Genomic DNA, 24,190 nt, shown 5'->3' with positions numbered 1-24,190 from the left:
TCCGACGAACAGGGCAACATGGCGATATGACAATCTACTATGTGAACTCAGCGACTGGTTCCGACCGCAACAGCGGAACGGGCCAGAACTCGGCTTTTGCGACTTTGTCCAAAGTTGAATCCTTGACGCTGAAACCGGGCGACAGCGTGCTTCTCGCCAAGGGGAGCGTGTTCAACGAGCAGTTCGATATCAAATATTCCGGCAGCGCCGATGCGCCGATCAAGATCGGCAGTTACGGCACGGGCGCGGCGCCTGTCATTCATGGGGGCAATGACGGCGTCCACAGTCTTTACGCCTCGAACATCGTCATCGAGAACCTCAAGATATCAAACACTGGCGGTGCGGCCATCTATGGCGGCAATGTCTCGAATTGGACGGTGCGCAACGTCGAGATCGACAAGGCGGGATCGTCGGCCGAAGCAGGTTCGGTGACCTTTCGCAGCAGCAAGAACATCACGATCGAAGACAGCAAGATCTCGGGCGTCAAAGGCGACGGCATCTGGATCGAAAAGGTCGATGGCGTCAAACTCCTCAACAATACGGTGACCAACAGCCATGGCGCCAGGGCCGATGCCGTCCAGGTGAACGACAGCAGCAATATTCTGATCCAGGGCAATCATCTCGATCAGACGCAAGCCGATAGTTCGAAAGGCGTCATAGCGCTGGTGCGAGCCACCAATGCAGTGATCGAGGACAATACGCTGACCGGCGGCGGCTTCGGCATCAGCGCCCCCGCGGGCAAGAATGTCGCCATCCGCGACAACGACATATCGGGCTTTCACGGTTACAGCTGGTCGTTCGCCATCGGTCTCGGCGATCAGGGTAATAGCAGAGATTACGATATAGCAGGCAACCATATTCATGACGGGGCGTGGGGCGTGGTCGTCACCGCTCCCGTCGACGGCACGAGCTATGTCCGCAGCGGTATCAAGGTCCATGACAATGTCTTCGACGACCTCACGCAGTCGGCGCTGAAAGTCGACCGGCCGGCATCCGGCTCATTCTACAACAATACGATCGAAAGCGGCGTCGACGTCTACAGCATGTCGCCTGCCGTCGCCGACGCGCGTACCTTTTCCATCAGCAACAACCATACAGTCGCCAATGTCGAGACGGCGCTGGCAACGACTGCCACCACGGCGGCGGCAACGACGGACGCGATGGCGGATCCGGCGGTTGTCGCGGTTCATGACAATTTGAAGATCTTCACGGATACGGGCGAGGCCCATCGCGGCAATCTCCTGGAAAACGACAGCTCCGACAATGGAACCCTGGCGCTTCGCCGCTTCGGCGACGAAAGCGTCGGCAAGCACGGCCTGACCCTGACCGGGGAATACGGCACTATCCATGTCGACCGGGATGGCAGCTATGCCTATACGCTCGATGAGACGAAGCTGCCTGCCGATCATGACGGACATGTGAGCGAAACCTTCAGCTACGGGGTCAACGATGGCACCTCGCAGCATAAGGACTGGGATACGCTGACCGTCTTCATCCATATGGATGGCCTGCTGAGCTGAGGGGTGGGCTATCCAGCCCGATCTCTCTCCGACCTGACGCAGAGGCGCCCTGGACGGGCGCCTCCCCCAGCCGCCGTCGCTGTTCGGCCAGCGAGCGCTCGTCGGCATATTGTCCAACTCCCGTAACGTAAATTGTCAGACGTGGCGTTACCGTTCGTTCACCTTTCAGTCGTTGTTTTCTAGATTATTTTCTTAAAAGTTGTATTGCTTGGGATGTAGCCACCGCCAGGCACATCTCGGGAGCGAGGCAGGCCCATTGCCTGTCGCCGCCATAACGGCAATCGAACGCCATCCTATATGGCCTCAGCCCCCGACCGCATCCGATCCACGCGCTCAGCCGTTTGAGACGGCTGAGCGACAATGCGAGAACAAGGCGATATGACAATTTATTATGTGAATTCAGCGACTGGCGCGAACACAAACGCCGGTACCAGCGAGGACGCGCCCTTTGCGTCGTTCTCGGCGGTGGAAAGCCTGAAGCTGCAGCCTGGCGACAGTGTCCTGCTCGCAGCCGGAAGCGTGTTCAACGATCAGCTCGACCTGAAATATTCCGGCACTGTCGATGCCCCGATCACCATCGGCAGCTACGGCATCGGCGACGCCCCCGTCATCCATAGCCCCAATGACGGCATTCACAGCCTCTATGCGTCGAACATCGTCATCGAAAACATCGCTATCTCCGACACATCGGGCGCGGCTATCTACGCCGGTTATGTCTCAAATTGGACCGTGCGCAATGTCGAGGTCGACCACACCGGATTGTCCAAATCCGGTTCGATCACCTTCCGGACCGGCTCGAACATCACCATCGAAAACAGCACCATCAACGACGTCAACGGCGACGGCATCTGGATCGAGAAGATCAACGGCGTCACTCTTCTCAACAATACTGTCACCAACGCCCACGGCACCGCGGCGGATGCCGTGCAACTAAACGACAGCAAGAACATCGTCATCAGCGGCAATACTTTTGATCAGACCGGGGCGGTGACGCCAAAAGGCGTGCTGACGCTGGTGCGGCCAGTGGATGCGGTGATCGAGGGAAATACGATTATCGGCGGCGGCTTCGGGATCAGCGCGCAGGCCGGCACCAATGTCGCCATCCATGACAATGATATCTCCGGCTATGGCGGCTACAGCTGGTCTTACGCCATCGGCCTGGGTGACCAGGGCGATACCCGCAACTACGATATCTCCGGCAACTATATCCATGACGGCGTGTGGGGCGTGTCGGTCAGCGCAGCCGGCACGACGACCTATGTTCGTGAGGGCATCGATATTTACGGCAACCTGTTCGATGACCTGACGCAGGCGGCGCTGAAGGTCGACCGACCCGCATCTGGATCCTTCCACGACAATTTCATTGCGAGCGATGTCACGCCTTTCAGCATCTCCCCGTCGATCATTGCCGCAGGCACCTTTCCCGTCAGCGACAACACGACCATCGAAGAAGGTGGTGTCACACTTGCAAGCGCCGACAGTCTGGCCGCCACGGATGCCAGCATCAACCTCGTGTCGGACACCGGGCTCACATCCCATGACGGCCTGAAACTCAGCGCCGACAAAACCGCATCAGACAAGGCGGGCGCCCAGCACGACGATCCTGTCGGAGAAAACGGCGTGTCGGATGGAACCTTGCTGCTGCGTCATTTCGGCCAGGCGGCCTTCGAAAAGCACGGGCCGACCCTTGGCAACGGCGATCACGGCGTCACGATCGAAGCTGCCGATCTCGTCGGCCCGGAAAACGGCAGCGGAATTTTCCATCAAGAGATCGCAGCTCAGCCGTTTCATCATTCACAAGCTGACGCGCCGACCGTCTCCATCCTGCAAGACGGCATGCTGCACTGAGGGTAGCCGGTCCCATCGCCGCTACGACTAGGATGATTTTAGGCCCGGTCGGCCTAGAATCTGAATCCTGTTCTGCATTAAAGGGTTCTAGATGCCGTAGCGGCAGGACACTCAGCGGTCGCCGAACAGGCTCCGCAAGACGTCGGCTTCGATTTCCGCACAAATGATCTCATATTCAGCGATGATGGCAGGATCGGCCGATCTATCCTTGCGCATGCGGTCGAGGACGGAGCAGGCTTCGCCATAGGCGCCGCACAATTCGTAGAGATGGGGCCGGCTCGCTGCGGCGGCTCTGATCGTCGCCCGCGTGGCGGGCAATCTCATCATCAGCCTGGCCAGCCCCTGTTCGGCGGCATGCCTGGCAATGGGAGCGATGCCTTCTTTTCTGATCATGCTCATCCCTCGCTGCCTCAATCTAAAGCGTGTCGCGATCTTTCAGATTCGCTTGGCACGCTTCAGGTCTTGTTTTCACGCATGTCTTTATCGCAAAACCGTTGCACACTTTTACGAGACATGCCTGGTGAGGTGCTGCTGTCGAGAGGTAGTACGCAGAAATGCTGCTTCTGGTTTCATCGCTGATGCAGGAAAGTTTCTCGCTCCTGTCAGCTCAGGCGGAAAGGCCGATGGTAATCGTGGCGGAAAGCACGCCGCCATCGAGCTTTTCAAAATCGAATATGTAATCGACAGCGTCCCGCGGAATGAGGCCGTCCTCATCGTTGCGGGTATCGCGGGGAGGGCGTTGGCGATAGTCGGGATGCCCGCCATAGACGATGTCGCTCAGCGCATCGTCGAAATAGATCTGGCTGACGAGAAGTTCCCTGCCTTCGACAAGGATGCGGCAGTGGACATGCGGCGTGCGGCCCTTGTACCACCCGGGATAGACGGTCAAAAAGCTTGCCTGCCCGGCCGCGTCCGTCAGCTGGCGGCCGCGGAAGGCAAGCCCGCTTATCGCCTCGGCATCGTCGAGCGTACACATGTCAGCCGCTTCCCGGCCGGAATAGATGCCGCGGTGATCGGTATGCCAGATGTCGATATCGGCGTTTTCGACCGGTCGGCAATCGGCTGCATGGACAATGCGGACGGCCAGCCGCAAGGGCAGCCCGGCCTTTCCTTCGGTGACGTCCTGACGCTCCGGGATGTCGTTGACATGGCAGGGGCCAAGGGTCTGGGCGACGGTCGCGACGCAATTCGGGCGCGTCCGGAAGAGCGGCGCGGGCAGCTTTTCCAATGCGACGGACCGTGTGCCGCCGCTGAGGAAATCAGTGCCCTTCCAGTCGAATGTCCTGGCGGCCACGGCGATATGTCGCCGCGGCCAGAATGCGGCCGCAGCGACGGATGATGCGACAATGGTCGCACCGCCAAGCATAAGGGTCCGCCTCTTCATCTGTCCTCCCTTGCCGCAGAAGAGCGTGTAAAGCGAATGGACCGGGATTTCGAGTTAAATCCCGGCAATGATCGACGGCAGCGAGACGATCCTCGCACCTCAGATGGCGACCTGTTCGCCGAGCTCGACGACGCGATTTGACGGCAGGTTGAAATAATCGGACGGGTCGATCGCAAAGCCTTCCAACGCCATGAAGATCCGTTCCTGCCAGCCGGGCAGTCCGGTGTTCGGCGTTCTGACGAGGTTGCGGCGACCGAGATAGAAGGAGGTCTTCATGATCTCGAACTTGAAACCCGCCTCCCGGCAGAGAGCCAAGGCCCTGGTGACATCCGGATCGTCCATGAAGCCGAAGGTGATGTCCAGGCGGACAAATCGCGGCGAAAGCTGGCTGATCTTGATGCGTCTGCTGTCGGGGACATAAGGCTCGTCCTCGGTCCAGACGGTCAGGATGACGTTCTGTTCGTGGAGCACATGATTGTGCTTGAGGTTGTGGAGCAGAACACTCGGCGTCCGGTCGGGGACACTGGTCAGAAAGACCGCCGTTCCCGAAACGGTGACCGGCGCATGGTCAGACTTCCGCTCGATCGATTTGATGAAGGAATCGAGGGGGATCTCATTGTTGGCCCGCAGTCTCTTCAGGTAGGCCTGCCCACGGGTCCATGTCCACATCAAAATCATGATCGCCAGCGCCAGGGCGACCGGAACCCAACCGCCGTCGTGGATCTTCATCAGGTTGGCCGCCAGGAACATGACTTCGATGGCGAAGAGCGGCAGCAGAAGGGCGGTGGCGAGCACGAGGGAGTAGCCCCACACTGCCCGCAGGAACTGGAAGGCCAGCATCGTCGAGATGACCATGGTACCGGTAACCGAGATGCCGTAGGCGGTCGCCAGTGACTCCGAATCGCCAAAAGAAAAGATCAGCATCAACACGCCGACCAGCAGCAGCAGATTGACGCTCGGCACATAGATCTGGCCGGTGTTGGTCTCCGAGGTGAATTTGATGCGCAGTCTCGGCAGGAAGCCGAGATGGACCGCCGAACGGGCGAGCGAAAACGCGCCTGTTATGACGGCCTGGCTGGCGATAATCGTTGCCATCGTCGCCAAGATAACCACCGGCAGCAAGACCCAATCGGGATACATCAGAAAGAACGGGTTTGTCGCCGTTTCGGGATGGGCGAGAACCAGAGCGCCTTGACCGAGATAGTTCAGGAGCAATGCCGGAAAGACGAGCACGAACCATGCCGTCTGGATCGGGCGGCGCCCGAAATGCCCGAGATCGGCATAGAGTGCTTCGGCGCCCGTCACCGTCAGAAAGACGGCGCCGAGCACGATCAGGCCGACGGTTCCGGCATGGGCGAGGAACGAGAGCGCGTTGAGCGGATTGAGCGCGGCCAAAATTCTCCAGTCGTCGCCGATATGGATCACACCGCCGACCGCCATCGCCAGAAACCACAAGACCGTTATCGGCCCGAAAAACATCGAGACGGCGGCCGTTCCTCTCGACTGGACGGCAAAGAGAACGATCATGATCGCAGCCGACGCGAGCGGGACGTAGTCAGCGAAGGCCGGGGTGACCAATTTCAGGCCTTCCAGCGCCGACATCACCGAGAGGGCAGGCGTGATCATCGCATCGCCGATGAAGAGGGCGGCGCCGATCAGCCCGGCGAAGAACAGCACCGGCACGTTTCGCCCCATTTTCTTCATCAGGAGGGCGAGAAGCGAGAGGGTTCCGCCTTCGCCGTCGTTGTCGGCCCTGAGAAGAAACAGAACATATTTGAAGGTCACGATGACGGTGAGCGTCCAGACCATCAGCGAAATCAGGCCGATCACCTCCGGCTCGTGGATGCCATCGGCGGCAAAGGGCCTCAGCGCCTCGCGAAAGGCATAGAGCGGGCTGGTGCCGATATCGCCGTAAACGACGCCGATTGCGCCGACGACCAACCCGACAAAGCCGCTCCGGCTGCCGGCGTCACCGGTTTTGTCTGCATGTGTTGAAGTCATGGTTCCCCGCTCATACCGCTTGCTTACAAGCAGAAACATATGCCGCATTGGAGAACGGCAAGTAAATTCGCGCCGATGCAAACTTTTCTTGACGGCTAGCCGCCAAATGCGGGCTGGTATGATGGCCCGGAACCGGCCGGAATGAATCGATTTTCGATCCACAGGCTCGGACTGCCGCCCTCCGTCGCGCTGCTGGCATGACGCAGACGGCAAGAGATCGGACGATGAGACATTGCACGAGCTGGTGCGGGATCTCGATCTTGAGGAGCTGAGTGCGATCTCCGCCACGGCCTGATCCGGTGAGTCTCAAAATCGACGACGTATTACCGTCTGCGCCGAAAGTATTATGTTTATCGGTGGAACTATAAGCCGTGCGGGTGGTGACGGCGCTATGCGACGTCATCCAATGTCGTTTGACGTCAATGGCCCATTCTGCGGCAGAATTCAGGTTTTAGCTGCGATAGGCAGAACTTTCCGAAATGACCTTTTAGAGACAGTATTGCTCTGGAATGCTGCGAGATTATCTGCGCAATTTCGAAAAATTCGCGGAAAGATTGTTTCTAATTACTGCCATTATTCGAATATACGTTCCCGACCGCGATTTTTTCTTCGCCACATTTCGAATATTCCAGATTGTCCAAACAATGGTGAGAAACAATGAAAATTATTCTCGTCATGGCCCTCACGCTTTTCGCCATCCCCTGTAAGGCCGATATGTTGCGTACGGCTTCCAGATACGACCGCATGCACGAACGCTCGATCTCTTTCCTCGACATCAATCCCCGCAGAACGTCGTGGTGCGGCGCCTTCCTCGCCTTCATCGCCAAACGATCCTCGCGGCAGCCGCCGGCAAATCCAAATATGGCGGTCTCCTGGAAAAACTTCGGCAAGCCCGTTTTCGCCCGCTCGGCCAGGCGTGGCGACGTGGTGGTGATCCGAAGCGGCAGGCGTTTCCACGTCAGCCTGTTCGACCATTTCGACCAGCGGCGTCAATACGTCTATCTGTTCGGCGGCAATCAATCCAACCGGGTACAGCTGTCACGATACCGCGCGAGCTCTGTCATCGCCGTTCGACGATGACAGTGGGCCGCCAGTCACGAAGCGCATTCTGAGTTCCTTGACGTTCGATCCCAACCTCGATAGCGGCGGGCTCATGGCTTGCGCGCTCTGACATGAAGGAAGATCGGCGCAATGCGTGTGTCGGCAACAACGGGTTCGGCCAGCGCCACTTCAGCTGAAGCCATGGGTTCGCCGAAGGCTTCTATGACAAGCCCGGCTTCGACTATCATCGACACCCAAGTCGTAAGCGTGCGGTGAAAGCGCGGTATGGAGAATGGTGTCAGCGCCGCCCGTTCGGCTTGAGGTATGGATGAAAAGATCCAGCGCTCGATCCGGCCGTCGCTCTCGTCGAAATACTCGGCGATTTCGACCGCGATCGGCTCGCCTGCCTCGTTGCGGACATTGCGGCGCTTGGGCGGCACGAAACAGGGATGCAAAATAGAAAACTGCAGAAAGCCGCTGGATTTGAGGATACGGTGCACGCCCTTCAGCACGCCACGCTGGTCGGCCATGTCCATCATCGACATGAAGGCGGTAACGAAGTCGAAGCTCGCCTCTGGAAAGTCGATGCTCTGGCCGTCGCCGAGCACGTAGTCTATGCCCAGCGGCGCCTGGGTCTCGCTCTCGCGGGCATAGCGAATGAAGGTTGGGGCAATATCGAGGCCCGTCATGCGGGCGCCGAGACGAGCGACGGCGCGGGTATTGGAACCTTCGCCGCAGCCGAGATCGAGTCCTGCCAGGCCCGCGACAGGCGGCAGCATGTTCAGAAAAGCCGGTGTGTTCAGCGCGTCGCGATATTTGTCGTAACCTGCCCTGGAATAGATCGTCCAGGTCTCGGCATTGCTCTCCCAATGGGCGGCAACGTCATTGGCGTTCATGGCTCTCTCCTTGCCCGGTTCGAACGGGCGGCAAGCTATAGTTGCAGTCTATGGCAATGGGAAGGCGAACGGAACAGGATAGCGGCTACGCCGCCGTGGCATCACCCTCGGCTGACGCTCCTGAACGCAGCGATGATGCTCTCCGCCGCCAGTTCGGCCTGATCCGATGTCGTCTGGAAGTTGGTGACGGAGAGGCGCAGGACGTCGCGGCCGCGCCATTTGGCGCCACCGGCGAAGAGCATCCCGTCCGCCTGGATCTTTTCGATCGTCTTTCGCGTCAGCGCGTTGCTTTCGTCGTCCGGGCGATCGGCTCCGAAACGGATGACGAGCTGATTCAGCGCCACCTCGTTCAGAATGGCGATGCCGGGTTCGCGCGCGAGCCGGTCGGCCATCAGACGGGCCGAGGCGCAGCATTGGTCGACGAGGGCCTCGATGCCGTTGCGGCCGAAATGTTTCAGCATCGCCCAGGTGGCAAAACCGCGGGCGCGCCGCGAAAGCTCCGGCACGTAATGGGAGGGATCACGCTCGCCTTCGCCGGCGAGCGGCAGATAGCTTGCGGCGATCGTCATGGCGCGGCGATGGGCGAGTTCGTCGCGCACGATCGCATAACCGCAATCATAAGGCGTCTGCAGCCATTTGTGGCCGTCGGTCGCCCAGCTGTCGGCCGCTTGGATGCCGCGGCTGAGATGGCTCACCTTCGCCGATGCCTGCGCCCACAATCCGAAGGCGCCGTCGACATGCACCCAGGCGCCTTTCGCCTTCAGAGGCGGAATGAGCCTGACAAAATCGTCGAAAGCGCCGGTATTGATCTGACCGGCCTGAAGAACGGCGATCAAGGGGCCGTCGACCGCCTCGAGTGCGCCGGGAAGTGCCGCCGGGTCGATCCGGCCCATCGTGTCGGTGGGCAGGCGCAGTACACGGTCATGTCCGAGACCGAGGAACTGAAGCGCGGAGAAGACGGTTGTGTGAGCGTCGTCGCCGATCAGCACGGTGATCTCAGGTGCGCCGAACAGGCCGTCGGCATCCGCATCCCAGCCGACTTTTCGCAACACCTCGCCGCGGGCGGCGGCAAGGCAGGTGAAATTTGCCACCGTGGCGCCGGTCACGAAGCCGACCGAGCTTTCAGCCGGCAGTTTCAGGAGGTCGAGAAGCCACCGCGCCGCTATGGTTTCAACGGCTGCCGCAGCCGGAGCGGCGAAATGGTTTCCGGCATTCTGGCCCCAGGCGCTGGTGAGGAAATCGGCTGCGACACCGACCGGATGGGAGCCGCCGATGACCCAGCCGAAAAAGCGTGGACCGGTGGTTGCATGCAGTCCGGGTTCGGCGCCGTCGGAGAGCTGCCGGATGACATCGAGCATATCGGCGCCCGTCGCCGAAAGCGGCTCGTCGAAGACGGCAAGACAGGCGGCGTAATCGCTGCTTGGCACATGGCGGGCAAAGGCTTTTTCCCGAAACCCGGCCGCAAGCCGGGCGGCCTCCTGAAACAGAGTTGCGATTGCCGACATCGGATCCCCCGCGCCAACGGCTGCCGGCCCCTGTCAGAACCTCCTCAAAGCAAGCTGTTGACGCAGGCAGTCTAGCCGATCTTGCCGACGCTGTCTTGCCGCTCCTCTGAACAGGCGGGCACCACGACCTATTCGCGAGGCATTCGGTCGGCAATCAGGAAATGGGCAGCGCCGAGATCCTGAGGGCGATCGGATGGGTGCAGGTCCGTTCGTTCCTGCGCGGCCGTCGTCGCTACAGCATATCCCCGAGGCTCCAGTGATTGCTCCAGCGGGCGTCGATTTCGTCATCGACGTTCTGGAAGCGGATGTCAGTGGAGAGGCGCAGGCGTCCGGCGGGATCCTGGTTGGTGGTGGCGGCGTGGATCATGTAGGGCGAATGCAGGACCACGTCACCGGCTTCGTAATCGGCGGCCAGCCAGCGGGTGTCGAAGCGTTCGGCCATGTCGGGCAGATCCTTCGAGACCCAGCCGCCTTCGGCCATATGGCTGTTATAGGCGCTGATCCGCTCCTCCGGCGAGAGATCGCCGCTGCGGCGTCGGAATTCGGCCTCCGTGCCCCGCCCGATGGCGTGCGAGCCTTCGAGATAGACGAGGCCACCCATTTCGACCGGGATGTCGCCGATCGGAATCCAGGCAGTCACCAGCCGGTTGGTGCCGCCGCGGAGGTAGACGAGATCGTAATGGGCCGGAGTGGCCGTCGCCGTGCCCGGCTTGGTATAGCGCATCAGCTTGCGCTTATGGAGGTAGGAAATGCCTTCGAGAAAGGCGTCCATGAAGCGCACGAGCGGCGGCTGGGCGCAGAAACCCTCATAGGCGGCCGAGCGGACGATCGACATCAGCCGCCGGTCGGCCAGGCTCCAGTCGACGCCTTCGGCGGCGGCGATGCCGAGAGCAAGATCATGGCCTGGTGCCAGCAGCCCGGTTTCGGCAAGGCGGGAGAAGACCCAGCGGCGAAAATCGATCACTTCGGGGCGCGGCAGGAGGCCCTTCAGCCAGACGTAGCCGTCCTCCTCATAGCGGCGGCGGATGGCCTCGATACCGATGGCCGGGTCGGTCGACTGAAGCGGGCCAAGCCTTTCCGCCGGGATCGTCCGGCCATGGGCGGCAAGGGAAAGATCGGTTTTTCGCGCCTCGGCATTTGCAGAAATTGACATTTCGCCCACCCATCGCTTGGATTATTGTGTCTCCAAATAGGCGATGAAAAGGACCTGAGGACATGGAGGAAAGTCATAGCTGGACTTTTCGCTCAATATGAGAGCGGCTGAGGCGATTTATCGGTCGCCGCTGGACGCGGCCGGCGGGCTTGCCGTCACCGGGAGCGGCAGACAGCATGCACGCCATGCCGTAATGAGGAGGAAGCTGCCGAGTTTTGCAGTGGTGCTGGTGGAGCGCGGGCAGGGTTTTCTGGAAACCGCCGCTGGCGGGCGCCGGCATATCGGGGCACCGGCGCTCTTCTGGCTCTTTCCCAATCGCCTCCATTCCTATGGGCCGGATGAGGCCGGCTGGGATGAGCGGTGGGCGCTGTTCGACGGCTCGTTCACGCGTGATTTCGTGCGCCTGCACCTGATCGCCGAGCGGCAGCCCGTGGTGGCGCTGCGCCATGTCGAGGAGGTGGCGCGGCTCTTCGCATCTCTGCAGGCCGATCTCATCAACGACACCCCTCTCGGTCAGGCCTCAGCGGCATCGGCGCTGCATAACATCGTGATCTCGGCCGCAAAGGAGACGAGCGCTGCGGTGAGCGGACGCCAGGTTGATGCCAGCGACATCATCGAGACGTTGCGGGCGAGGGCGCTACAGCCGCTCGACCTTGCCGCCTTCGCCGTGGAGCACGGGATGTCGCCGGCCACGCTGCGGCGCAAATTCGTGGCTGAGACGGGTTTGCCGCCTAAGGTATTTCAGCTTCGGATCCGCATGGACCATGCCAAGCAATTGCTGGCCACCAGCGATGAAAAGATTGAAGCAATCGCCGCCGGGATCGGCATCGACGATCCGTTTTATTTCTCGCGCCTCTTTCACGAGCGTGAAAGTTGCAGCCCAAGCCAATTTCGGGCGCGGTACCGGAGGATGTGAGCGTGCGGAATTAGCCGTTATATGAGGATCCCTCGCGTTAGCCGCGACACGTAGGATAAAATCGATCATTACGTGAGGTGATTTTAAATATTGTTAGCGATTTCCTGCTGTGTCTTTTAATCATTCCGGGTAACTTTAAAATCCATTGCCTTTTCTGTAAGTATCGCTCAAAGATATGGAAATATCATTCGCAGTTCTGTCAATGTCGTTCTGCCAATCAGCGAGGGATATGCACTGAGATATTTTGTTCTCTACGCGCTCGTGTGCTCGACGGTTGGGTTAGTCCTTCTCGTCGTCATCCATCAGATCGCGCCGTTCGACACGGACGGGTCGAACCATTTTGTCGCCGAGCGAATGATCGACGACACTGCGACCGGGACAGTCGGCAGTGCGCCGATCCGGCCGGATGACCTGGTTGTAGGATCAACTCCTGCGCCTGCGCCTCATCAACCGCCCGTCCAACGGTCCGACCAATGGGACCTCCGGCCAACGAATTCGCCGGCGGAGGATCCATTCAATTCATCGGTTGCACGAAAGGGCGGTCGGGTGGGAACGCCGATGCAGTGAAGCAGAAGTCTGGTAACGCTGCTCATGCTTGTCTCCGGTTGCTGCGACTATCAAAGTGTACAGCCTAAAGAATAACAGTCGGCAATTTCAGGCTGCTCCACGCTTCGGTGCCGGCGACCTGAGGTTGGGCATCCACACGGCTGCACTGCCGCATCACGATTATCGTCACCGGCCTCGATTGCATTGGCCCGAACTGTCAGTATTGACAGTAGCGGGTTGATTGCAGGAGGTTGCGATGGATGTGAGCTGTGTGACGATCAGGCTTATCGAGGCAGACGAGGTGGAGACTTTCCGGCGCATCCGCCTGGAAGCGCTTCGTGTGGAACCGTCCTCCTTTGCCAGCCGCCTCGAAGATTGGAAGGCTCTTTCGGAGGAAGAGTGGCGCAGTCGCTTGAATGAGCCGGTGTTCGTGGCGTTCCAGGACGGCGAACCTGTCGGCATAACCGGCCTGCTTCGGCAGCGCTCGAGCAAAATGTCTCATCGTGCGACGATCATCATGGTCTACATCAGCAAGAGCCTGCGCGGGACCGGTCTTGCGGGCAGATTGCTGGACGTGGTTGCCGATCATGCGCGCGCGACTGGGATTCGGCAGCTCGAACTTTTCGTCAGCGCGGAGAACCCCGCGGCAATTCGCTTCTACCAGCGCCAGGGCTTCTCGGAGGTCGGCAGGATTCCCGGTGGGGTGCTCGAGGAGGGCAGGGAGATCGATGACGTGATGATGGCGCGCCGTATCGTGGATTAGGCGTCACACGGGTTTCTTCGCGTAACGGTTTATCTCACCTCTTGACCTCAACCGCGGTTGGGGTCGCAGGATGCGGCCACGAGCGGGAGGTGTGCCATGACGAAAATTCTGAAAGACGAGGATCTGGTCGGCGGCGCTTTGATGTCCATCGCCATCGACGCGCTCGAGGCCGCGTTTCTCGCGAAAGCCTGCAATCGCTTGATCTCTCCGCCTCGGCATCATGTCTCGTTCCCCGATCGAGGCGATCTCGTTTTCACGGTCGGCGGCCTCATGGGCGAGAAACCGATCGCGGGTTTTCGCGTCTACGACACATTCAATGGGGCGGAGCATACGCAAATCGTCGCCGTGTGGTCGGCCGACGACGCCAAGCTCGAGGGCGTCATTCTCGGCGAGCGCCTCGGCAGCCTCAGGACCGGCGCCATCGGAGGGCTCGCCATCCGCCATCTCAGCGCGCCTGATGCCCGGAATATCGGGATCATCGGCAGTGGGGCGCAGGCGCGAACCCAGCTTGCCGCGGCGGCCGCCGTTCGCAATCTCGACCGCGCCCGCGTCTATAGCCGCGACGAGACAAATCGCGCAGCCTTCGCAAGCGAGATGCAGCAGGCCCTGGGGCTTGATGTGGAACCGGTCGACAGCGTCTCGAAAGCCGTTGATGACGCCGACATCGTCATCTGCGCGACCGCGAGCCTAACGCCTGTCGTCTATGCGCGGGATTTGAAGCCCGGCGTGCATGTCACCACCGTCGGCCCGAAAACGCTTCAAGGATACGAACTCGGTTTGGATGTCGCCGATGCCGCAGCCGTGATCGCGACGGACTCCCCCGAACAGGCGCTCGCCTATGCTTCGCCGTTTTTCCTCACCGGCTCCGGCAACGATGATCGCATGGCCGATCTTGCCGACATCATTGCCGGGAAAGCGGCCGGTCGGCGATCGTCCGCGGAGATAACGCTGTTCTGCTCGGTGGGTCTGGCGGGAACGGAAGTCGTAGTCGCGTCGGCGATACTCCGATCACCAGCCCTCGTCCTTCGGGGCACCTCAGGATGACCCTTCGAGGCACCTTCGGGGCACCTCAGGATGATGGCCGATCGTGGTGCGCGCAGCGTCTGTTCGCCCTTCTCACGTCAGGCCCAGGACGTCTCGCATATTGTATTCGCCGGGCGCGCGCCCTGCGATCCAGCGGGCAGCGGCAAGCGCACCGCGGGCGAACATGCCGCGATCGAGAGCCGAATGCGAAAGCGTGAGAACTTCCTCGGCGGCGGCAAACAGCACCTTGTGTTCTCCGACGAGCCCGCCGGCGCGCAGCACGGCAAAGCCGATCTCGCCGGGCGGCCGCTCACCGGTGATGCCGTCACGCCCGCGCCGCTCGACGGATGCGAGGGAAACGCCGCGTCCTTCGGCGGCCGCTTCGCCGAGCATCAGCGCCGTGCCGGATGGCGCGTCGATCTTCTTGTTGTGATGCGCTTCCAGGATTTCGATATCCCAACCATGGGCAGGAAGGGCGCGCGCGGCCTGGGTGACGAGGCCGACCAGCATGTTGACACCGATCGAGAAATTGCCGGAGCGCAGGATCGGAATGGTGCGCGCGGCCTCGGCGATCCGCTCGACTTCGTCCGGCTCGAAACCGGTGGCGCCGATCACCAGAGCCGGTCCGCCCGCCGCGGCGCATAGACCGGCAAGTTCGGCGGCAGCAGCTCCCGTCGTGAAATCCAGGATCACGTCGGCGGCCGCCATCGCAGCCGAACGATCGATCAACCCGGCGCCCGCGGCGGCCTCACGGCCGATGCCGCCGACGAAGGCAAAATCCGGATCGGCTGCCAGCAGCGACAAGATGGCTCGGCCCATGCGGCCGTTCGGGCCGGCGACGGCTACTTTGATCGGTGTGGTCACGTTCTTTCCTAACTCAGGAGGGTGAGCGCTGGCGGAGGGGTTTTGTCGAGCTGGACGCAAATAAAACAGAGCCATGGTGTAGACAACCAGTAGGATCGGTATTTCCGCGAAGACAGCGATCAGAATGATGCCGGCGCCGGGCCCGGCGCCTTCTCGGGGCTGCCTGGCATCTACCAATTGCCGGGGTCGGCGGTATGATCGATGCTGGCAAACTCGTCAGCTTTATTCCGGTCCAGCGTGACCTTGGTCGTCACCTGCGTCTCGTCGGTGACCGAGTAGGTGTCAGGAATCGGCCCCTTTGATAATTCCTGATACAGAAGCAGAGCGGCCTCCTCGGCGGTATCGGCCTCGATCTCGCGGGTAATTGATACGGTGAACTTATGCATGGCTTCGGCTCCCGATGGTCGCGCAGGCATGGCAGTCTGACACGAGTTTTGTGTTGAAGACACAAAAACCACGCCGCGTAGAATTGGATTCAACTGGCGGCGCCGGGCTCGATTTCTATGCCGGCTCGGACTTCTGCCGCGTTGATTGAGGCCGCGGCTCGATGCGTTGCCAAGGCCAGCGCCGCCGATGCGGCGGCTCGATCCTCATCTGCAGGAAATATTCTGCATAGGCTGGAGATAGACGGTTCGGCTCTTACTTCAGAGGGAGCAGGAAACGAACAGCGAAAGGGGCCCGTGATGGCGAAGAATACGATTTGCGTATGGTACGACAAAGAGGCTGAGGCTGCCGCCCGCTTTTATGCCGCGACTTTTCCGGACAGCGCCGTCGGTGCCGTCATTCGTGCGCCGGGAGATTATCCCGAGGGCAAGCAGGGAGACGTGTTGGTTGTCGAATTCACTGTTGCGGGTATTCCTTGCATTGGTCTGAACGGCGGTCCTACGTTCAAACACAGCGAAGCTTTCTCATTTCAGATCGCAACCGAGGATCAGCAGGAGACCGACCGCTATTGGAACGCCATTGTCGGCAATGGCGGCCAGGAAAGCGAATGCGGCTGGTGTAAAGATAAATGGGGCGTGTCCTGGCAGATTACGCCGCGGGTGTTGACCGAGGCGCTGGCCGCAGGTGGCGACGAGGCAAAGCGCGCCTTTGATGCGATGATGACCATGCGGAAGATCGACGTTGCCGCGATCGAGGCCGCCCGGCGCGGCTGAGCCGGCCCGGCGCGGACGATCGGCGCCCCGGCCGAGGCACGTGCATGGCGGGGTTTTTCAGAACCAGAGATCGCGCACGCAGCGTCCCTGGGAGGGAAGGTCTTCGAATGTCTCAAGCCCATCGAAGTGATCGATGGGCAGGTCGGCGACGAGATCCGGGGGCGCAAGCCGAATGTTGACGGCCATGCGGCGGCGGCCATCCTTTTGAAGCCGCAGGCCGCGCCAGCTCAAGACGCAGGCGCAGGAGGGGCAGAACAGAATTTCGAGAGATGAGTTCTCCCTGCCGGCGCGGGTATAGGAAGCGGTCTGCCCGGTTAGAGCGATACGCTCACCCTCATAGTCATAGGCCCACAGAACGCCGTAGCGTCGGCAGAGGGTGCAGTTGCAGGCGGTAATCGAGCCGGGATCGCCCTCGAGCGTCCAACTCGTCTTGCCGCAATGACATGAGCCCGTCAGCATGCGCGTGCGTTCAACCTCTACGCCTCTTCACACGCCGAATCCTGCCTCAATCGGATAGTGACGGCAATTGGACATTGCGACGTTGCTTCCCGGGCCCGAGCCATCGCGATAACGTCCATTCGATCATCTTGAAATTTCTAATTGAGGTTGAGGCCGGAAGATGATCCCATCCGACCTGGCGTAGTTGAGTCCACGTCTCTTCCCCATTTGCTCCGGGTGGCCAATGTCGATCTCAGATGCGATCTATCGTCCTTTCGAAACCTGGATCAGGCCGCTCGATATTGCCTATCGACCGCTGCCGTCCAAGGGGCCCGTGGCCGTCCTTCTGCACTTCATTTCGATGTTTCGCGGCGTGCTGATCACACTTGCGCTTTGCTCCATGGTGTTCGAGGTGATCAACCTGACGATCGTCTGGGGGCTTTCGGTCATTGTCGATGGCGTGACGCAACAAGGTGCTGCCGCCTTCCTGGAGAAGGAATGGCTGCTGCTTGCTGTCCTCGGCTTTCTGATCTTTCCCGTGATGCCGATCGTTTCGTTCACGCTCAACACGCTGAGTTCGCACACATTGGGCATCGCCATGCCCGCTGCCATTCAGTGGCAAGGCCACAAGGCGGTGGAGCGGCAGGACCTTGCCTTCTTCCATGATCTCTATGCCGGGCAGGTTTCCTCGCGGCTGCAGCAGGTATCGTCCGCCGTCCAGCAGCAGATTCTTGCCGGCTTCCAGACCATCCCGCGCTTCCTGATGCAACTGGTCGGCTCCGTGATTCTGTTGAGCGCTCTGGCCTGGCAGCTTGCCCTGCCGGTCGTCCTATGGATCGCGCTCAACGTCGCATTCACCGCCAGGATCGTGCCTGTTTTCGTCGAGCGTTCGCGCCGCACCGCCAAGCAGCGCAGCATGGTGGCCGGGGCCATCACCGATCTCTATACCAACATGCAGATGATCAAGCAGTTTGCGGCCGAAGACAGTGAGGCAGGCGCAATCCGCCGCATCATTCAGAAGGCCGTGCAGACGCAGCACAGCGAGCAGCGCATCTATCGCTCGTCGGAAGTGACCGTCGTGGTTCTCAACACGCTGCTGTGGCTGGCCATGCTGTCGATCGGATTTTCCGGCCTCGTCAAAGGCTTCCTCACGGTCGGCGAGTTCGTCGGCGCGGTCTACATCCTCAACCGGCTGTCGTCGCAGATCTTCGTCTTCCTGCAGATGGGCCAGCAGATATTCCAGGCGATCGGCACGATCAAGGACGCCATGCCCGTCATGACCACGCCGCCGACGATCAGCGACCGGCCAGATGCGGGCGAACTTGCCGTGCAGCGGGGCGAGATCCGGTTTGAGAATGTCCGCTTCGACTATAAGTCGGGCAAACCAGTGATCGACGATCTGTCGCTGACGGTGCGGCCGGGGGAGAAAGTAGGGCTGGTCGGCCTCTCCGGGGCCGGCAAGACCACGCTCGCAAATCTGCTCCTGCGCTTCTACGATATCAAGGCGGGCGCGATCCTGATCGACGGACAGGACATCCGCGCGGTCACGCAGTCAAGCCTTCGCCGCGCCATCGGCGTCATCGCCCAGGACGTCGCGCTGCTGCACCGTTCGGTCGGCGACAATATCCGCTACGGCCGGCCGGAGGCGACGCAGGAAGAGATAGAAAGGGTGACGAAGATGGCGAGCGCCGATGCCTTCATCACCGATCTTGCCGACAGCGAGGGCCGCAAGGGCTATGAAGCCTTCGTCGGTGACCGCGGCATCAAACTGTCTGGCGGCCAGCGGCAGCGCGTCGCCATCGCCCGCGTGCTGCTGAAGGACGCGCCGATCCTGGTGCTCGACGAAGCGACCTCGGCGCTGGACAGCGAATCCGAAGCCGCAATCCAAGAAAGGCTCAACCTCGTCATGGAGGGCAAGACGGTCATCGCCATCGCGCATCGGCTTTCAACGATCGCCAGGATGGACCGGATCGTCGTGCTCGATCACGGGCGGATCGTGGAAGAGGGCAGGCCGGACGAACTGGTCGAACGCGACGGCCTGTTTGCCCGCCTGTGGAAACGCCAGACCGGCGGTTTCATTCCTGAAGACATCGACGATCCGTTGCCGGCCTCGCCGGCGATCTGATCGCGCACGGCGGTGATGGAAATCGCTGTCATATCTGCGTCCGCTTTCCGCCGTCGTGATCGATATCGATGTTCGGCCGAATGCAAAGGCCCGGATGACGATTGCGAGTCTCGATGCAATTTACCCGCGGGCTATTCCACCAGCCCGAAGATCGGGCCATAGCCGCCGTGCCACGACCAGTCGTTACGCCCCATCGCCGGACTGTAAAGGCCGACGCCGCGTCCGCCATCGAGAAACAAGGCGTCCGGACATTGCAGACGATCGCGGAAGAGCCGCGCGAAATCGTGAAAATTGACACCGTCTTCGCTGATCGCGAAGCGAACGGTCCCGTTCTCGCAGACACCGACACCGCTTCGCCGGGTGCGGTCCGTCGAACCGATGATGAAGATTGGATTGAGCCTGTTGGCGATGACAAGCATCGGGCCGGACTGGGTGGCGAAGCGCGCCTTGGGGGCGAGTTTGAGGAACGCGTCGGTCGGTAGGATACCGGCGCCGGCTTCGCCCAGAAAGAACACGCCGTTCGGCTTCTTGTAGAAATTCGGCACCTGGCCGGCGGCGCGTTCGGCAGCCGCCATATTGGCGGGTTTCAGTTCCCTGCCGTTCTCGACATACAGTCCCAACGGCGAAAAGTCGGCCCGGTACATGCCGGCATTGACGGCGAAAGTCAGCTTTCGCCCTTCGGCGCGAACGGCTTCGGCAAGGCTTGAAAAAGCGCGATAAGGCTCGCCGTCGGCGCCCTTCCAGAACAGACGCAGGTCGACCTTCCCCACTTCCAATGTGCAGACGACGTATTTCGCCTCATCGAAAGTCTCCTGTCCGCATTGCTCGGCTTGCGCGTGGTGCAGGGGCAATAGGGCTGCCAGCATCAAGGCCAGAGCGAGCATGCCAGGTTTCAGATAGGTCATATGGGTCAGGCATCCGATTTGCCGCCGCCGAGCTGGAATCCGATTTCCGCTCCGGCGGCACTGCGGGGCGTGGGAACTCCGTAAATATTGCAATAATCGCATTTCTGTGACCGGCAACCGACAATTGCTGCTGGGTGGCCTCTGAATGCAAATATGCCGGCGCACTCGCTCCGCCGCGTCGAATGCCTTTTCGATGTGGTATCGGCGCTAACCGGTAGGTGAAGGCAGCGCGCCGATACTCTGTCACCCTCACTTGGTCTCCGGCAAGCAGATGGGGTAGTCAGCGGCAAAGAGCCCTCTGAAAATTACTACCAGGCGGTACGGGCCGTACCGAGGGCGGTTGTGTGCGAGGATGAAACCTGGGCGACGTGCGCCTTGAGCGACACGACGCAGTTTCCGGGATAGGTGAGCTTGTGCAGCGTCAAATGCTGGAGCAACGCTTCTGCGTCGCGCTTCTCGGTCAGCGGAAATGTCACAGTCATGCGAGTCCTCCAAACGACAAACTGAGCATCTGTCAAAGCTAATGCTGAGTTTCTTTTGCGTCGCAACAAGAAAATTTTAATCGTAAAATTAAAATCGATTAATTCTGGGTGCCTGATTTTTAAAATCGTTTGAAATTCTGCGGCGACTACCAATCGGGTTGAACGGCGGCATGAAGCGGTCAATCAGGCTTGCCGCTGCGTGGGTCAGGAGCGGTATCTTCCGTTGCGGGCGGCCCAGTTTCTGAGGCGCAATCCGTTGAGCCTGATGAAGCCTTCGGCGTCGTGGTGGTCATAGGCGACCCGCCCTTCCTCGAAAGTGACGAGATCGGCGGAATAGAGCGAGGAAGGGGAGGCTCGGGATATGACCGCGTTTCCCTTGTAGAGCCTGAGCGTGACTTCGCCGCTAACCAAGGCCTGGCTGCGGTCGATCAGGGCTTGCAGCATGTCGCGTTCAGGAGAAAACCAGAAACCGTTGTAGATCAGTTCGGCGTAGCGGGCCATGAGCTCATCCTTCAGATGCGCGGCGGCGCGATCGAGGGTGAACGATTCGATGCCGCGATGGGCGGCAAGCAGGATCGTGCCTCCCGGTGTCTCGTAGACGCCCCTCGACTTCATGCCGATGTAGCGGTTTTCCACCAGATCGAGCCGCCGACGCCGTGTCGCCCGCCGCGCTCGTTGAGTTCGGCGAGCAAAGCGGCCGGCGTCATCGGCCTGCCGTTCACGGAAACAGGGTCGCCGCTCTCGAAGCCGATCGCGAAGGGCGCGCCTGAGACGGCTGGAGAAAGGGCGTGCTTGGTATTGCCAGGTGGGGCGGGTGGGAGAGAAGGCGCGTCGAATTCCTTGGCCGTAATCGGATCGGTTATCCCCGGCGTCGCGGGCAGACGGCGGAGAACCGTCGTCTGCATGCGTCGTTGTGGTTACGCCGTCAACGCGGCGGCGTAATCGGCCGCATAAGTCTGCAGTGAACGCGGGGCCTTGCCGGTCAGCGTCTCAACATCGCCGTTCACGACGGCGGTCCAGCCTTGGCGGACGGGATAGAAGATCGAGGCGAGGAAGCTTGCGTAATCGGCCGGTACACCGGCGCCGGTGAGCATGTCGATGAAGGTTTCGTCGGAGACGGCGTTATAGGCGACAGGCTTGCCGATCGCTTCGGAGAGGATGGCGGCGCCTTGCGTATAAGAGAGCGCTTCCGGCCCGGTCAGATTGAAGGCCTTGCCGTCGAAGGACGAGGAGGTAAGCGCCGCCACGCCGCTTGCCGCGATATCGCGGGCATCGATGAAGCTCGACTTGCCTTCGGCGGCGGGAAGGGCAATCTGGCCGTGATCAATGCCGGGTTTCCAGAAGGTGTGGAAGTTGTCGGAAAACCAGTTCGGACGGAGGATGACGTAAGGCGTGCCTGATTTTTCCAGGGCAATTTCGACCTGGCGATAGGGGATGGAATCGTCGGCATCCACTCCGAACGCACTCTGGAGCACGACCTTGACCTTGCGGGCCGCGGCCGCCTCGATGACCGGCAGCAGCATGCCTTTGGCATCGGCATGGCCGGAGGCAAGCAGCACATAGGCGCGATCGACGCCATCGAAGGCCGGCCCGAAGGTTTCGGGCTTGGCGTAGTCGAAGATGACGCCCTCGGCGCCTGCCACCGGCTTGCCGGCGCGCGAGGCGGCCTTGACGGCCTCGCCCTTTGCCAGGAGCCCGTCCACCACGTGCCTCCCCACGGTGCCCGTTGCGCCGATAACCAGAATCTTGCCGCTCATGTCATTCTCCATTGGTTTCTATTGGAAACTATCTTTCCATGGGATAGATACAGAGAAAATGGGATTGGAAAAGAGAGCACTTTTTTCTCACCTGGTTTCCCCGAGGAAACCAGGGGGGCAAGCCGGGAGCGGATGACGATGCCAGAGCAGCCCTATAATGTTTACGAGGATCGTTGTCCGACGAGGCTGGTACTCGACCGGCTGGCAGACAAATGGGCGCTTTTGATCCTCGACCGGCTGCGGGGCGGGCCATTGCGCTTCAACCACATCCGCCGAGAGATCAAGGGCATATCGCAGAAGGTTCTGTCGCAAACGCTGAGAAAGCAGGAGCGCGACGGCTTGATCACACGCACCATCTTCCCGACCGTGCCGGTAACCGTCGAATATGCGCTGACGCCGCTCGGGCGCACCCTGACGGAGACCGTTTCGGCGCTCACCCATTGGGCGGAGAAGAACATGGACGCGATCCTTGCGGCGCAGCGTACCTATGATGAAAGGGATGCTAGTTGACGGGCGAGGCGTCACACTTGTCGGCCCGCGGTGAACGTGTCTCGGCCGGCAGTCAGGATGGCGCCGAGCCGCTGCTATAGAATGATGCCGAAAAGGGTGAGGCGGTTTTCGGACGACATCATGCTCTAACTCTTTAATTTAGAACAGGGTTCAGATTCTAAGCCGACCGAACCTAAAATCATCCTGTTCTAGCCCCTCATGCGGTCCTGATCCGGCGTAGGCGTGTTGAGCACCACTGCCATGCCGGCGCAACGACGTAGCCGACGGCCTGGGATTGTCGCCAGCCCGATGAGGATGCCAACGAGACCTGCACCGGCCGCCTGAACCAGCCAGGAAAGCACGGCGCCGCCGGCCGGCACCGCATGGGCGATACCTTCCCCGGCATCGTGGAGGAGATGGCTCGGCCAGGCGAGGCCGAAAGTTTCGGCGCCGTGCACGATGATGCCGCCGCCGACCCAGATCATCGCCGCCGTCCCGATCAGGCCGAGCACCTTGAGAAGATAGGGCATGCCCTGCACGAGGCCGCGCCCGAGCATGCGCAGGAGCGCGCCGGCTTGAGAAGGGGAGGAGCGCTGGGCAAGCCAGAGGCCGAAATCGTCCGCCTTTACGATCAGAGCGACGACGCCGTAAACGGCAGCCGTGATCATGATTCCGACCAGGGCGAGAACCAGCGCCTGCATCGCCAGCCCCGACTCGGACAGGGAGCCGAGCGTGATCGCCATGATCTCGGCCGACAGAATGAAATCGGTCCTGACTGCGCTCGCGACTTTTTCGTCCTCGAAGGTTTTGGCATCGACGCTGATCGTCTCGAGCCCCGCCTCGTGTGAATGGGCGGCATGCGGCACGACGAGTTCGTAGACCTTTTCGGCACCTTCGTAGCAGAGGTAGAGCCCGCCGAGCATCAGCAGCGGCGTCACCGCTTGCGGCAGGAGGAGGCTGAGGGCGAGTGCTGCCGGCAAGAGGAACAGAAGTTTGTTCTTGAGGGAGCCGACGGCGATCTTCCCGATGATCGGCAGTTCGCGCGCCGCCGACAGGCCGGTCACATAACGCGGCGTGACGGCAGCGTCGTCGATCACGACGCCGGCGGCTTTGGCGCCGGCTCTGCCCGCGTGAGCGACGACATCGTCCAGGGAAGCAGCGGCCGCCTTTGCAAGCGCGGCAACATCATCAAGCAGGGCAATCAGGCCGACACTCACAAGCAAACCTCTCGTTTAGGGACATGGATGGCGAAAATAGACAATCGGGCGGCAGCCGGAAAGAGGTGCTGCCATGGATGGTTGCGGCGCGCGCTCGATCGAAACATTCTCCGGGGCGGTCGCGAGGGCTTGTCGGAGAGCGGCGGGCTGCAGTTTCGTC

21 protein-coding genes and 2 pseudogenes are annotated in these 24,190 nt (G+C 60.9%); 9 read left to right on the top strand and 14 right to left on the bottom strand.

Going from position 1 to position 24,190, the window contains the following annotated elements:
- The first annotated feature begins 26 nt into the window (after positions 1 to 26).
- Together N2597_RS12085 and N2597_RS12080 are read left to right on the top strand one after the other, a co-directional pair.
- Entirely contained in the window at positions 27 to 1,520 is a 1,494-nt protein-coding gene (locus tag N2597_RS12085) for a right-handed parallel beta-helix repeat-containing protein (RefSeq protein WP_077989395.1), read from the top strand.
- Positions 1,521 to 1,898: 378 nt separating this feature from the next.
- Positions 1,899 to 3,368 carry a right-handed parallel beta-helix repeat-containing protein gene (locus N2597_RS12080; protein WP_183599209.1) on the top strand — a complete coding sequence of 490 codons (1,470 nt, stop codon included), beginning with the start codon at positions 1,899 to 1,901 and terminating at the stop codon, positions 3,366 to 3,368.
- Positions 3,369 to 3,479: 111 nt separating this feature from the next.
- Here the strand turns inward: N2597_RS12080 and N2597_RS12075 are convergent, their stop codons facing one another.
- From N2597_RS12075 to N2597_RS12065, 3 genes are all read right to left on the bottom strand, one after another.
- Complete coding sequence (locus N2597_RS12075; RefSeq protein WP_038689666.1) at positions 3,480 to 3,761, bottom strand: hypothetical protein; 282 nt, start codon at positions 3,759 to 3,761, stop codon at positions 3,480 to 3,482.
- A gap of 214 nt (positions 3,762 to 3,975) precedes the next feature.
- Positions 3,976 to 4,752, bottom strand: coding sequence for a dioxygenase family protein (locus N2597_RS12070; RefSeq protein ID WP_039620553.1), 777 nt, complete (start codon positions 4,750 to 4,752; stop codon positions 3,976 to 3,978).
- Positions 4,753 to 4,851: 99 nt separating this feature from the next.
- Positions 4,852 to 6,753, bottom strand: a complete 1,902-nt coding sequence (locus tag N2597_RS12065) for a potassium transporter Kup (protein WP_038692620.1) — start codon at positions 6,751 to 6,753, stop codon at positions 4,852 to 4,854.
- A 657-nt stretch (positions 6,754 to 7,410) separates the two neighbouring features.
- On the opposite strand from N2597_RS12065, the gene N2597_RS12060 reads away from it, so the two are divergent.
- On the top strand, positions 7,411 to 7,833 hold the full coding sequence (locus N2597_RS12060; RefSeq protein WP_009990113.1) for a TIGR02594 family protein: 423 nt from the start codon (positions 7,411 to 7,413) through the stop codon (positions 7,831 to 7,833).
- A gap of 71 nt (positions 7,834 to 7,904) precedes the next feature.
- Here the strand turns inward: N2597_RS12060 and N2597_RS12055 are convergent, their stop codons facing one another.
- The 3 genes from N2597_RS12055 to N2597_RS12045 all read right to left on the bottom strand — a co-directional run bounded on the left by N2597_RS12055 (position 7,905) and on the right by N2597_RS12045 (position 11,348).
- Positions 7,905 to 8,690 carry a class I SAM-dependent methyltransferase gene (locus N2597_RS12055; RefSeq protein ID WP_096761943.1) on the bottom strand — a complete coding sequence of 262 codons (786 nt, stop codon included), beginning with the start codon at positions 8,688 to 8,690 and terminating at the stop codon, positions 7,905 to 7,907.
- A 101-nt stretch (positions 8,691 to 8,791) separates the two neighbouring features.
- Positions 8,792 to 10,195, bottom strand: coding sequence for a pyridoxal phosphate-dependent decarboxylase family protein (locus N2597_RS12050; protein ID WP_077989392.1), 1,404 nt, complete (start codon positions 10,193 to 10,195; stop codon positions 8,792 to 8,794).
- A gap of 232 nt (positions 10,196 to 10,427) precedes the next feature.
- Positions 10,428 to 11,348 (bottom strand): phytanoyl-CoA dioxygenase family protein, encoded by a 921-nt coding sequence (locus N2597_RS12045; protein WP_183599211.1) that lies wholly within the window; start codon positions 11,346 to 11,348, stop codon positions 10,428 to 10,430.
- Between the two features lie 97 nt (positions 11,349 to 11,445).
- On the opposite strand from N2597_RS12045, the gene N2597_RS12040 reads away from it, so the two are divergent.
- The 3 genes from N2597_RS12040 to N2597_RS12030 all read left to right on the top strand — a co-directional run bounded on the left by N2597_RS12040 (position 11,446) and on the right by N2597_RS12030 (position 14,617).
- Complete coding sequence (locus N2597_RS12040) at positions 11,446 to 12,264, top strand: helix-turn-helix transcriptional regulator (protein WP_183599213.1); 819 nt, start codon at positions 11,446 to 11,448, stop codon at positions 12,262 to 12,264.
- Between the two features lie 802 nt (positions 12,265 to 13,066).
- Complete coding sequence (locus N2597_RS12035) at positions 13,067 to 13,573, top strand: GNAT family N-acetyltransferase (RefSeq protein ID WP_106796668.1); 507 nt, start codon at positions 13,067 to 13,069, stop codon at positions 13,571 to 13,573.
- A 96-nt stretch (positions 13,574 to 13,669) separates the two neighbouring features.
- The gene (locus tag N2597_RS12030; RefSeq protein ID WP_038689653.1) at positions 13,670 to 14,617 is read left to right on the top strand and encodes an ornithine cyclodeaminase family protein; all 948 of its coding nucleotides are present in this window, start codon (positions 13,670 to 13,672) and stop codon (positions 14,615 to 14,617) included.
- Between the two features lie 72 nt (positions 14,618 to 14,689).
- Here the strand turns inward: N2597_RS12030 and dapB are convergent, their stop codons facing one another.
- Positions 14,690 to 15,460 carry a 4-hydroxy-tetrahydrodipicolinate reductase gene (gene dapB, locus N2597_RS12025; RefSeq protein WP_183599215.1) on the bottom strand — a complete coding sequence of 257 codons (771 nt, stop codon included), beginning with the start codon at positions 15,458 to 15,460 and terminating at the stop codon, positions 14,690 to 14,692.
- Positions 15,461 to 15,630: 170 nt separating this feature from the next.
- Entirely contained in the window at positions 15,631 to 15,846 is a 216-nt protein-coding gene (locus N2597_RS12020; RefSeq protein WP_106796669.1) for a hypothetical protein, read from the bottom strand.
- 297 nt (positions 15,847 to 16,143) lie between these two features.
- Here N2597_RS12020 and N2597_RS12015 point away from each other — a divergent pair, with 297 nt between their 5' ends.
- A complete protein-coding gene (locus N2597_RS12015) occupies positions 16,144 to 16,617 on the top strand; it encodes a VOC family protein (RefSeq protein WP_009995621.1) in 474 nt (157 codons plus the stop codon).
- A 57-nt stretch (positions 16,618 to 16,674) separates the two neighbouring features.
- Here the strand turns inward: N2597_RS12015 and N2597_RS12010 are convergent, their stop codons facing one another.
- The gene (locus tag N2597_RS12010; RefSeq protein ID WP_009995622.1) at positions 16,675 to 17,076 is read right to left on the bottom strand and encodes a GFA family protein; all 402 of its coding nucleotides are present in this window, start codon (positions 17,074 to 17,076) and stop codon (positions 16,675 to 16,677) included.
- A 223-nt stretch (positions 17,077 to 17,299) separates the two neighbouring features.
- On the opposite strand from N2597_RS12010, the gene N2597_RS12005 reads away from it, so the two are divergent.
- Positions 17,300 to 19,180 carry an ABC transporter ATP-binding protein gene (locus N2597_RS12005; RefSeq protein ID WP_183599217.1) on the top strand — a complete coding sequence of 627 codons (1,881 nt, stop codon included), beginning with the start codon at positions 17,300 to 17,302 and terminating at the stop codon, positions 19,178 to 19,180.
- Positions 19,181 to 19,311: 131 nt separating this feature from the next.
- Here N2597_RS12005 and N2597_RS12000 read toward each other — a convergent pair whose 3' ends face one another.
- The 4 genes and pseudogenes from N2597_RS12000 to N2597_RS11985 all read right to left on the bottom strand — a co-directional run bounded on the left by N2597_RS12000 (position 19,312) and on the right by N2597_RS11985 (position 22,324).
- Positions 19,312 to 20,085 (bottom strand): phosphodiester glycosidase family protein, encoded by a 774-nt coding sequence (locus tag N2597_RS12000; protein ID WP_009993519.1) that lies wholly within the window; start codon positions 20,083 to 20,085, stop codon positions 19,312 to 19,314.
- 308 nt (positions 20,086 to 20,393) lie between these two features.
- Positions 20,394 to 20,567 (bottom strand): hypothetical protein, encoded by a 174-nt coding sequence (locus N2597_RS11995; RefSeq protein ID WP_167482289.1) that lies wholly within the window; start codon positions 20,565 to 20,567, stop codon positions 20,394 to 20,396.
- 204 nt (positions 20,568 to 20,771) lie between these two features.
- Positions 20,772 to 21,319 (bottom strand): annotated as a pseudogene (locus N2597_RS11990) (adenine nucleotide alpha hydrolase family protein); the annotation flags it as partial.
- A 165-nt stretch (positions 21,320 to 21,484) separates the two neighbouring features.
- Complete coding sequence (locus N2597_RS11985; protein ID WP_183599219.1) at positions 21,485 to 22,324, bottom strand: SDR family oxidoreductase; 840 nt, start codon at positions 22,322 to 22,324, stop codon at positions 21,485 to 21,487.
- 132 nt (positions 22,325 to 22,456) lie between these two features.
- On the opposite strand from N2597_RS11985, the gene N2597_RS11980 reads away from it, so the two are divergent.
- On the top strand, positions 22,457 to 22,834 hold the full coding sequence (locus N2597_RS11980; protein WP_096761938.1) for a winged helix-turn-helix transcriptional regulator: 378 nt from the start codon (positions 22,457 to 22,459) through the stop codon (positions 22,832 to 22,834).
- A gap of 196 nt (positions 22,835 to 23,030) precedes the next feature.
- On the opposite strand, the pseudogene N2597_RS11975 reads toward N2597_RS11980, so the two are convergent.
- Positions 23,031 to 24,030 (bottom strand): annotated as a pseudogene (locus tag N2597_RS11975) (DUF808 domain-containing protein).
- Positions 24,031 to 24,190: the final 160 nt, after the last annotated feature.

The organism is Rhizobium sophoriradicis, from assembly GCF_025200795.1.
Lineage (GTDB): Bacteria > Pseudomonadota > Alphaproteobacteria > Rhizobiales > Rhizobiaceae > Rhizobium > Rhizobium sophoriradicis.
The sequence above is the reverse complement of the archived record's forward strand: the minus strand, read 5'-3'. Positions and strand labels throughout refer to the sequence as shown.

What these genes read in the sequence shown, in the direction of transcription:
- N2597_RS12085 (WP_077989395.1), top strand. Translation starts at nt 27, where the DNA reads ATGACAATCTACTATGTGAACTCAGCGACTGGTTCCGACCGCAACAGC.
- N2597_RS12080 (WP_183599209.1), top strand. Translation starts at nt 1,899, where the DNA reads ATGACAATTTATTATGTGAATTCAGCGACTGGCGCGAACACAAACGCC.
- N2597_RS12075 (WP_038689666.1), bottom strand. Translation starts at nt 3,761, where the DNA reads ATGATCAGAAAAGAAGGCATCGCTCCCATTGCCAGGCATGCCGCCGAA.
- N2597_RS12070 (WP_039620553.1), bottom strand. Translation starts at nt 4,752, where the DNA reads ATGAAGAGGCGGACCCTTATGCTTGGCGGTGCGACCATTGTCGCATCA.
- N2597_RS12065 (WP_038692620.1), bottom strand. Translation starts at nt 6,753, where the DNA reads ATGACTTCAACACATGCAGACAAAACCGGTGACGCCGGCAGCCGGAGC.
- N2597_RS12060 (WP_009990113.1), top strand. Translation starts at nt 7,411, where the DNA reads ATGAAAATTATTCTCGTCATGGCCCTCACGCTTTTCGCCATCCCCTGT.
- N2597_RS12055 (WP_096761943.1), bottom strand. Translation starts at nt 8,690, where the DNA reads ATGAACGCCAATGACGTTGCCGCCCATTGGGAGAGCAATGCCGAGACC.
- N2597_RS12050 (WP_077989392.1), bottom strand. Translation starts at nt 10,195, where the DNA reads ATGTCGGCAATCGCAACTCTGTTTCAGGAGGCCGCCCGGCTTGCGGCC.
- N2597_RS12045 (WP_183599211.1), bottom strand. Translation starts at nt 11,348, where the DNA reads ATGTCAATTTCTGCAAATGCCGAGGCGCGAAAAACCGATCTTTCCCTT.
- N2597_RS12040 (WP_183599213.1), top strand. Translation starts at nt 11,446, where the DNA reads ATGAGAGCGGCTGAGGCGATTTATCGGTCGCCGCTGGACGCGGCCGGC.
- N2597_RS12035 (WP_106796668.1), top strand. Translation starts at nt 13,067, where the DNA reads ATGGATGTGAGCTGTGTGACGATCAGGCTTATCGAGGCAGACGAGGTG.
- N2597_RS12030 (WP_038689653.1), top strand. Translation starts at nt 13,670, where the DNA reads ATGACGAAAATTCTGAAAGACGAGGATCTGGTCGGCGGCGCTTTGATG.
- N2597_RS12020 (WP_106796669.1), bottom strand. Translation starts at nt 15,846, where the DNA reads ATGCATAAGTTCACCGTATCAATTACCCGCGAGATCGAGGCCGATACC.
- N2597_RS12015 (WP_009995621.1), top strand. Translation starts at nt 16,144, where the DNA reads ATGGCGAAGAATACGATTTGCGTATGGTACGACAAAGAGGCTGAGGCT.
- N2597_RS12010 (WP_009995622.1), bottom strand. Translation starts at nt 17,076, where the DNA reads ATGCTGACGGGCTCATGTCATTGCGGCAAGACGAGTTGGACGCTCGAG.
- N2597_RS12005 (WP_183599217.1), top strand. Translation starts at nt 17,300, where the DNA reads ATGTCGATCTCAGATGCGATCTATCGTCCTTTCGAAACCTGGATCAGG.
- N2597_RS12000 (WP_009993519.1), bottom strand. Translation starts at nt 20,085, where the DNA reads ATGACCTATCTGAAACCTGGCATGCTCGCTCTGGCCTTGATGCTGGCA.
- N2597_RS11995 (WP_167482289.1), bottom strand. Translation starts at nt 20,567, where the DNA reads ATGACTGTGACATTTCCGCTGACCGAGAAGCGCGACGCAGAAGCGTTG.
- N2597_RS11985 (WP_183599219.1), bottom strand. Translation starts at nt 22,324, where the DNA reads ATGAGCGGCAAGATTCTGGTTATCGGCGCAACGGGCACCGTGGGGAGG.
- N2597_RS11980 (WP_096761938.1), top strand. Translation starts at nt 22,457, where the DNA reads ATGACGATGCCAGAGCAGCCCTATAATGTTTACGAGGATCGTTGTCCG.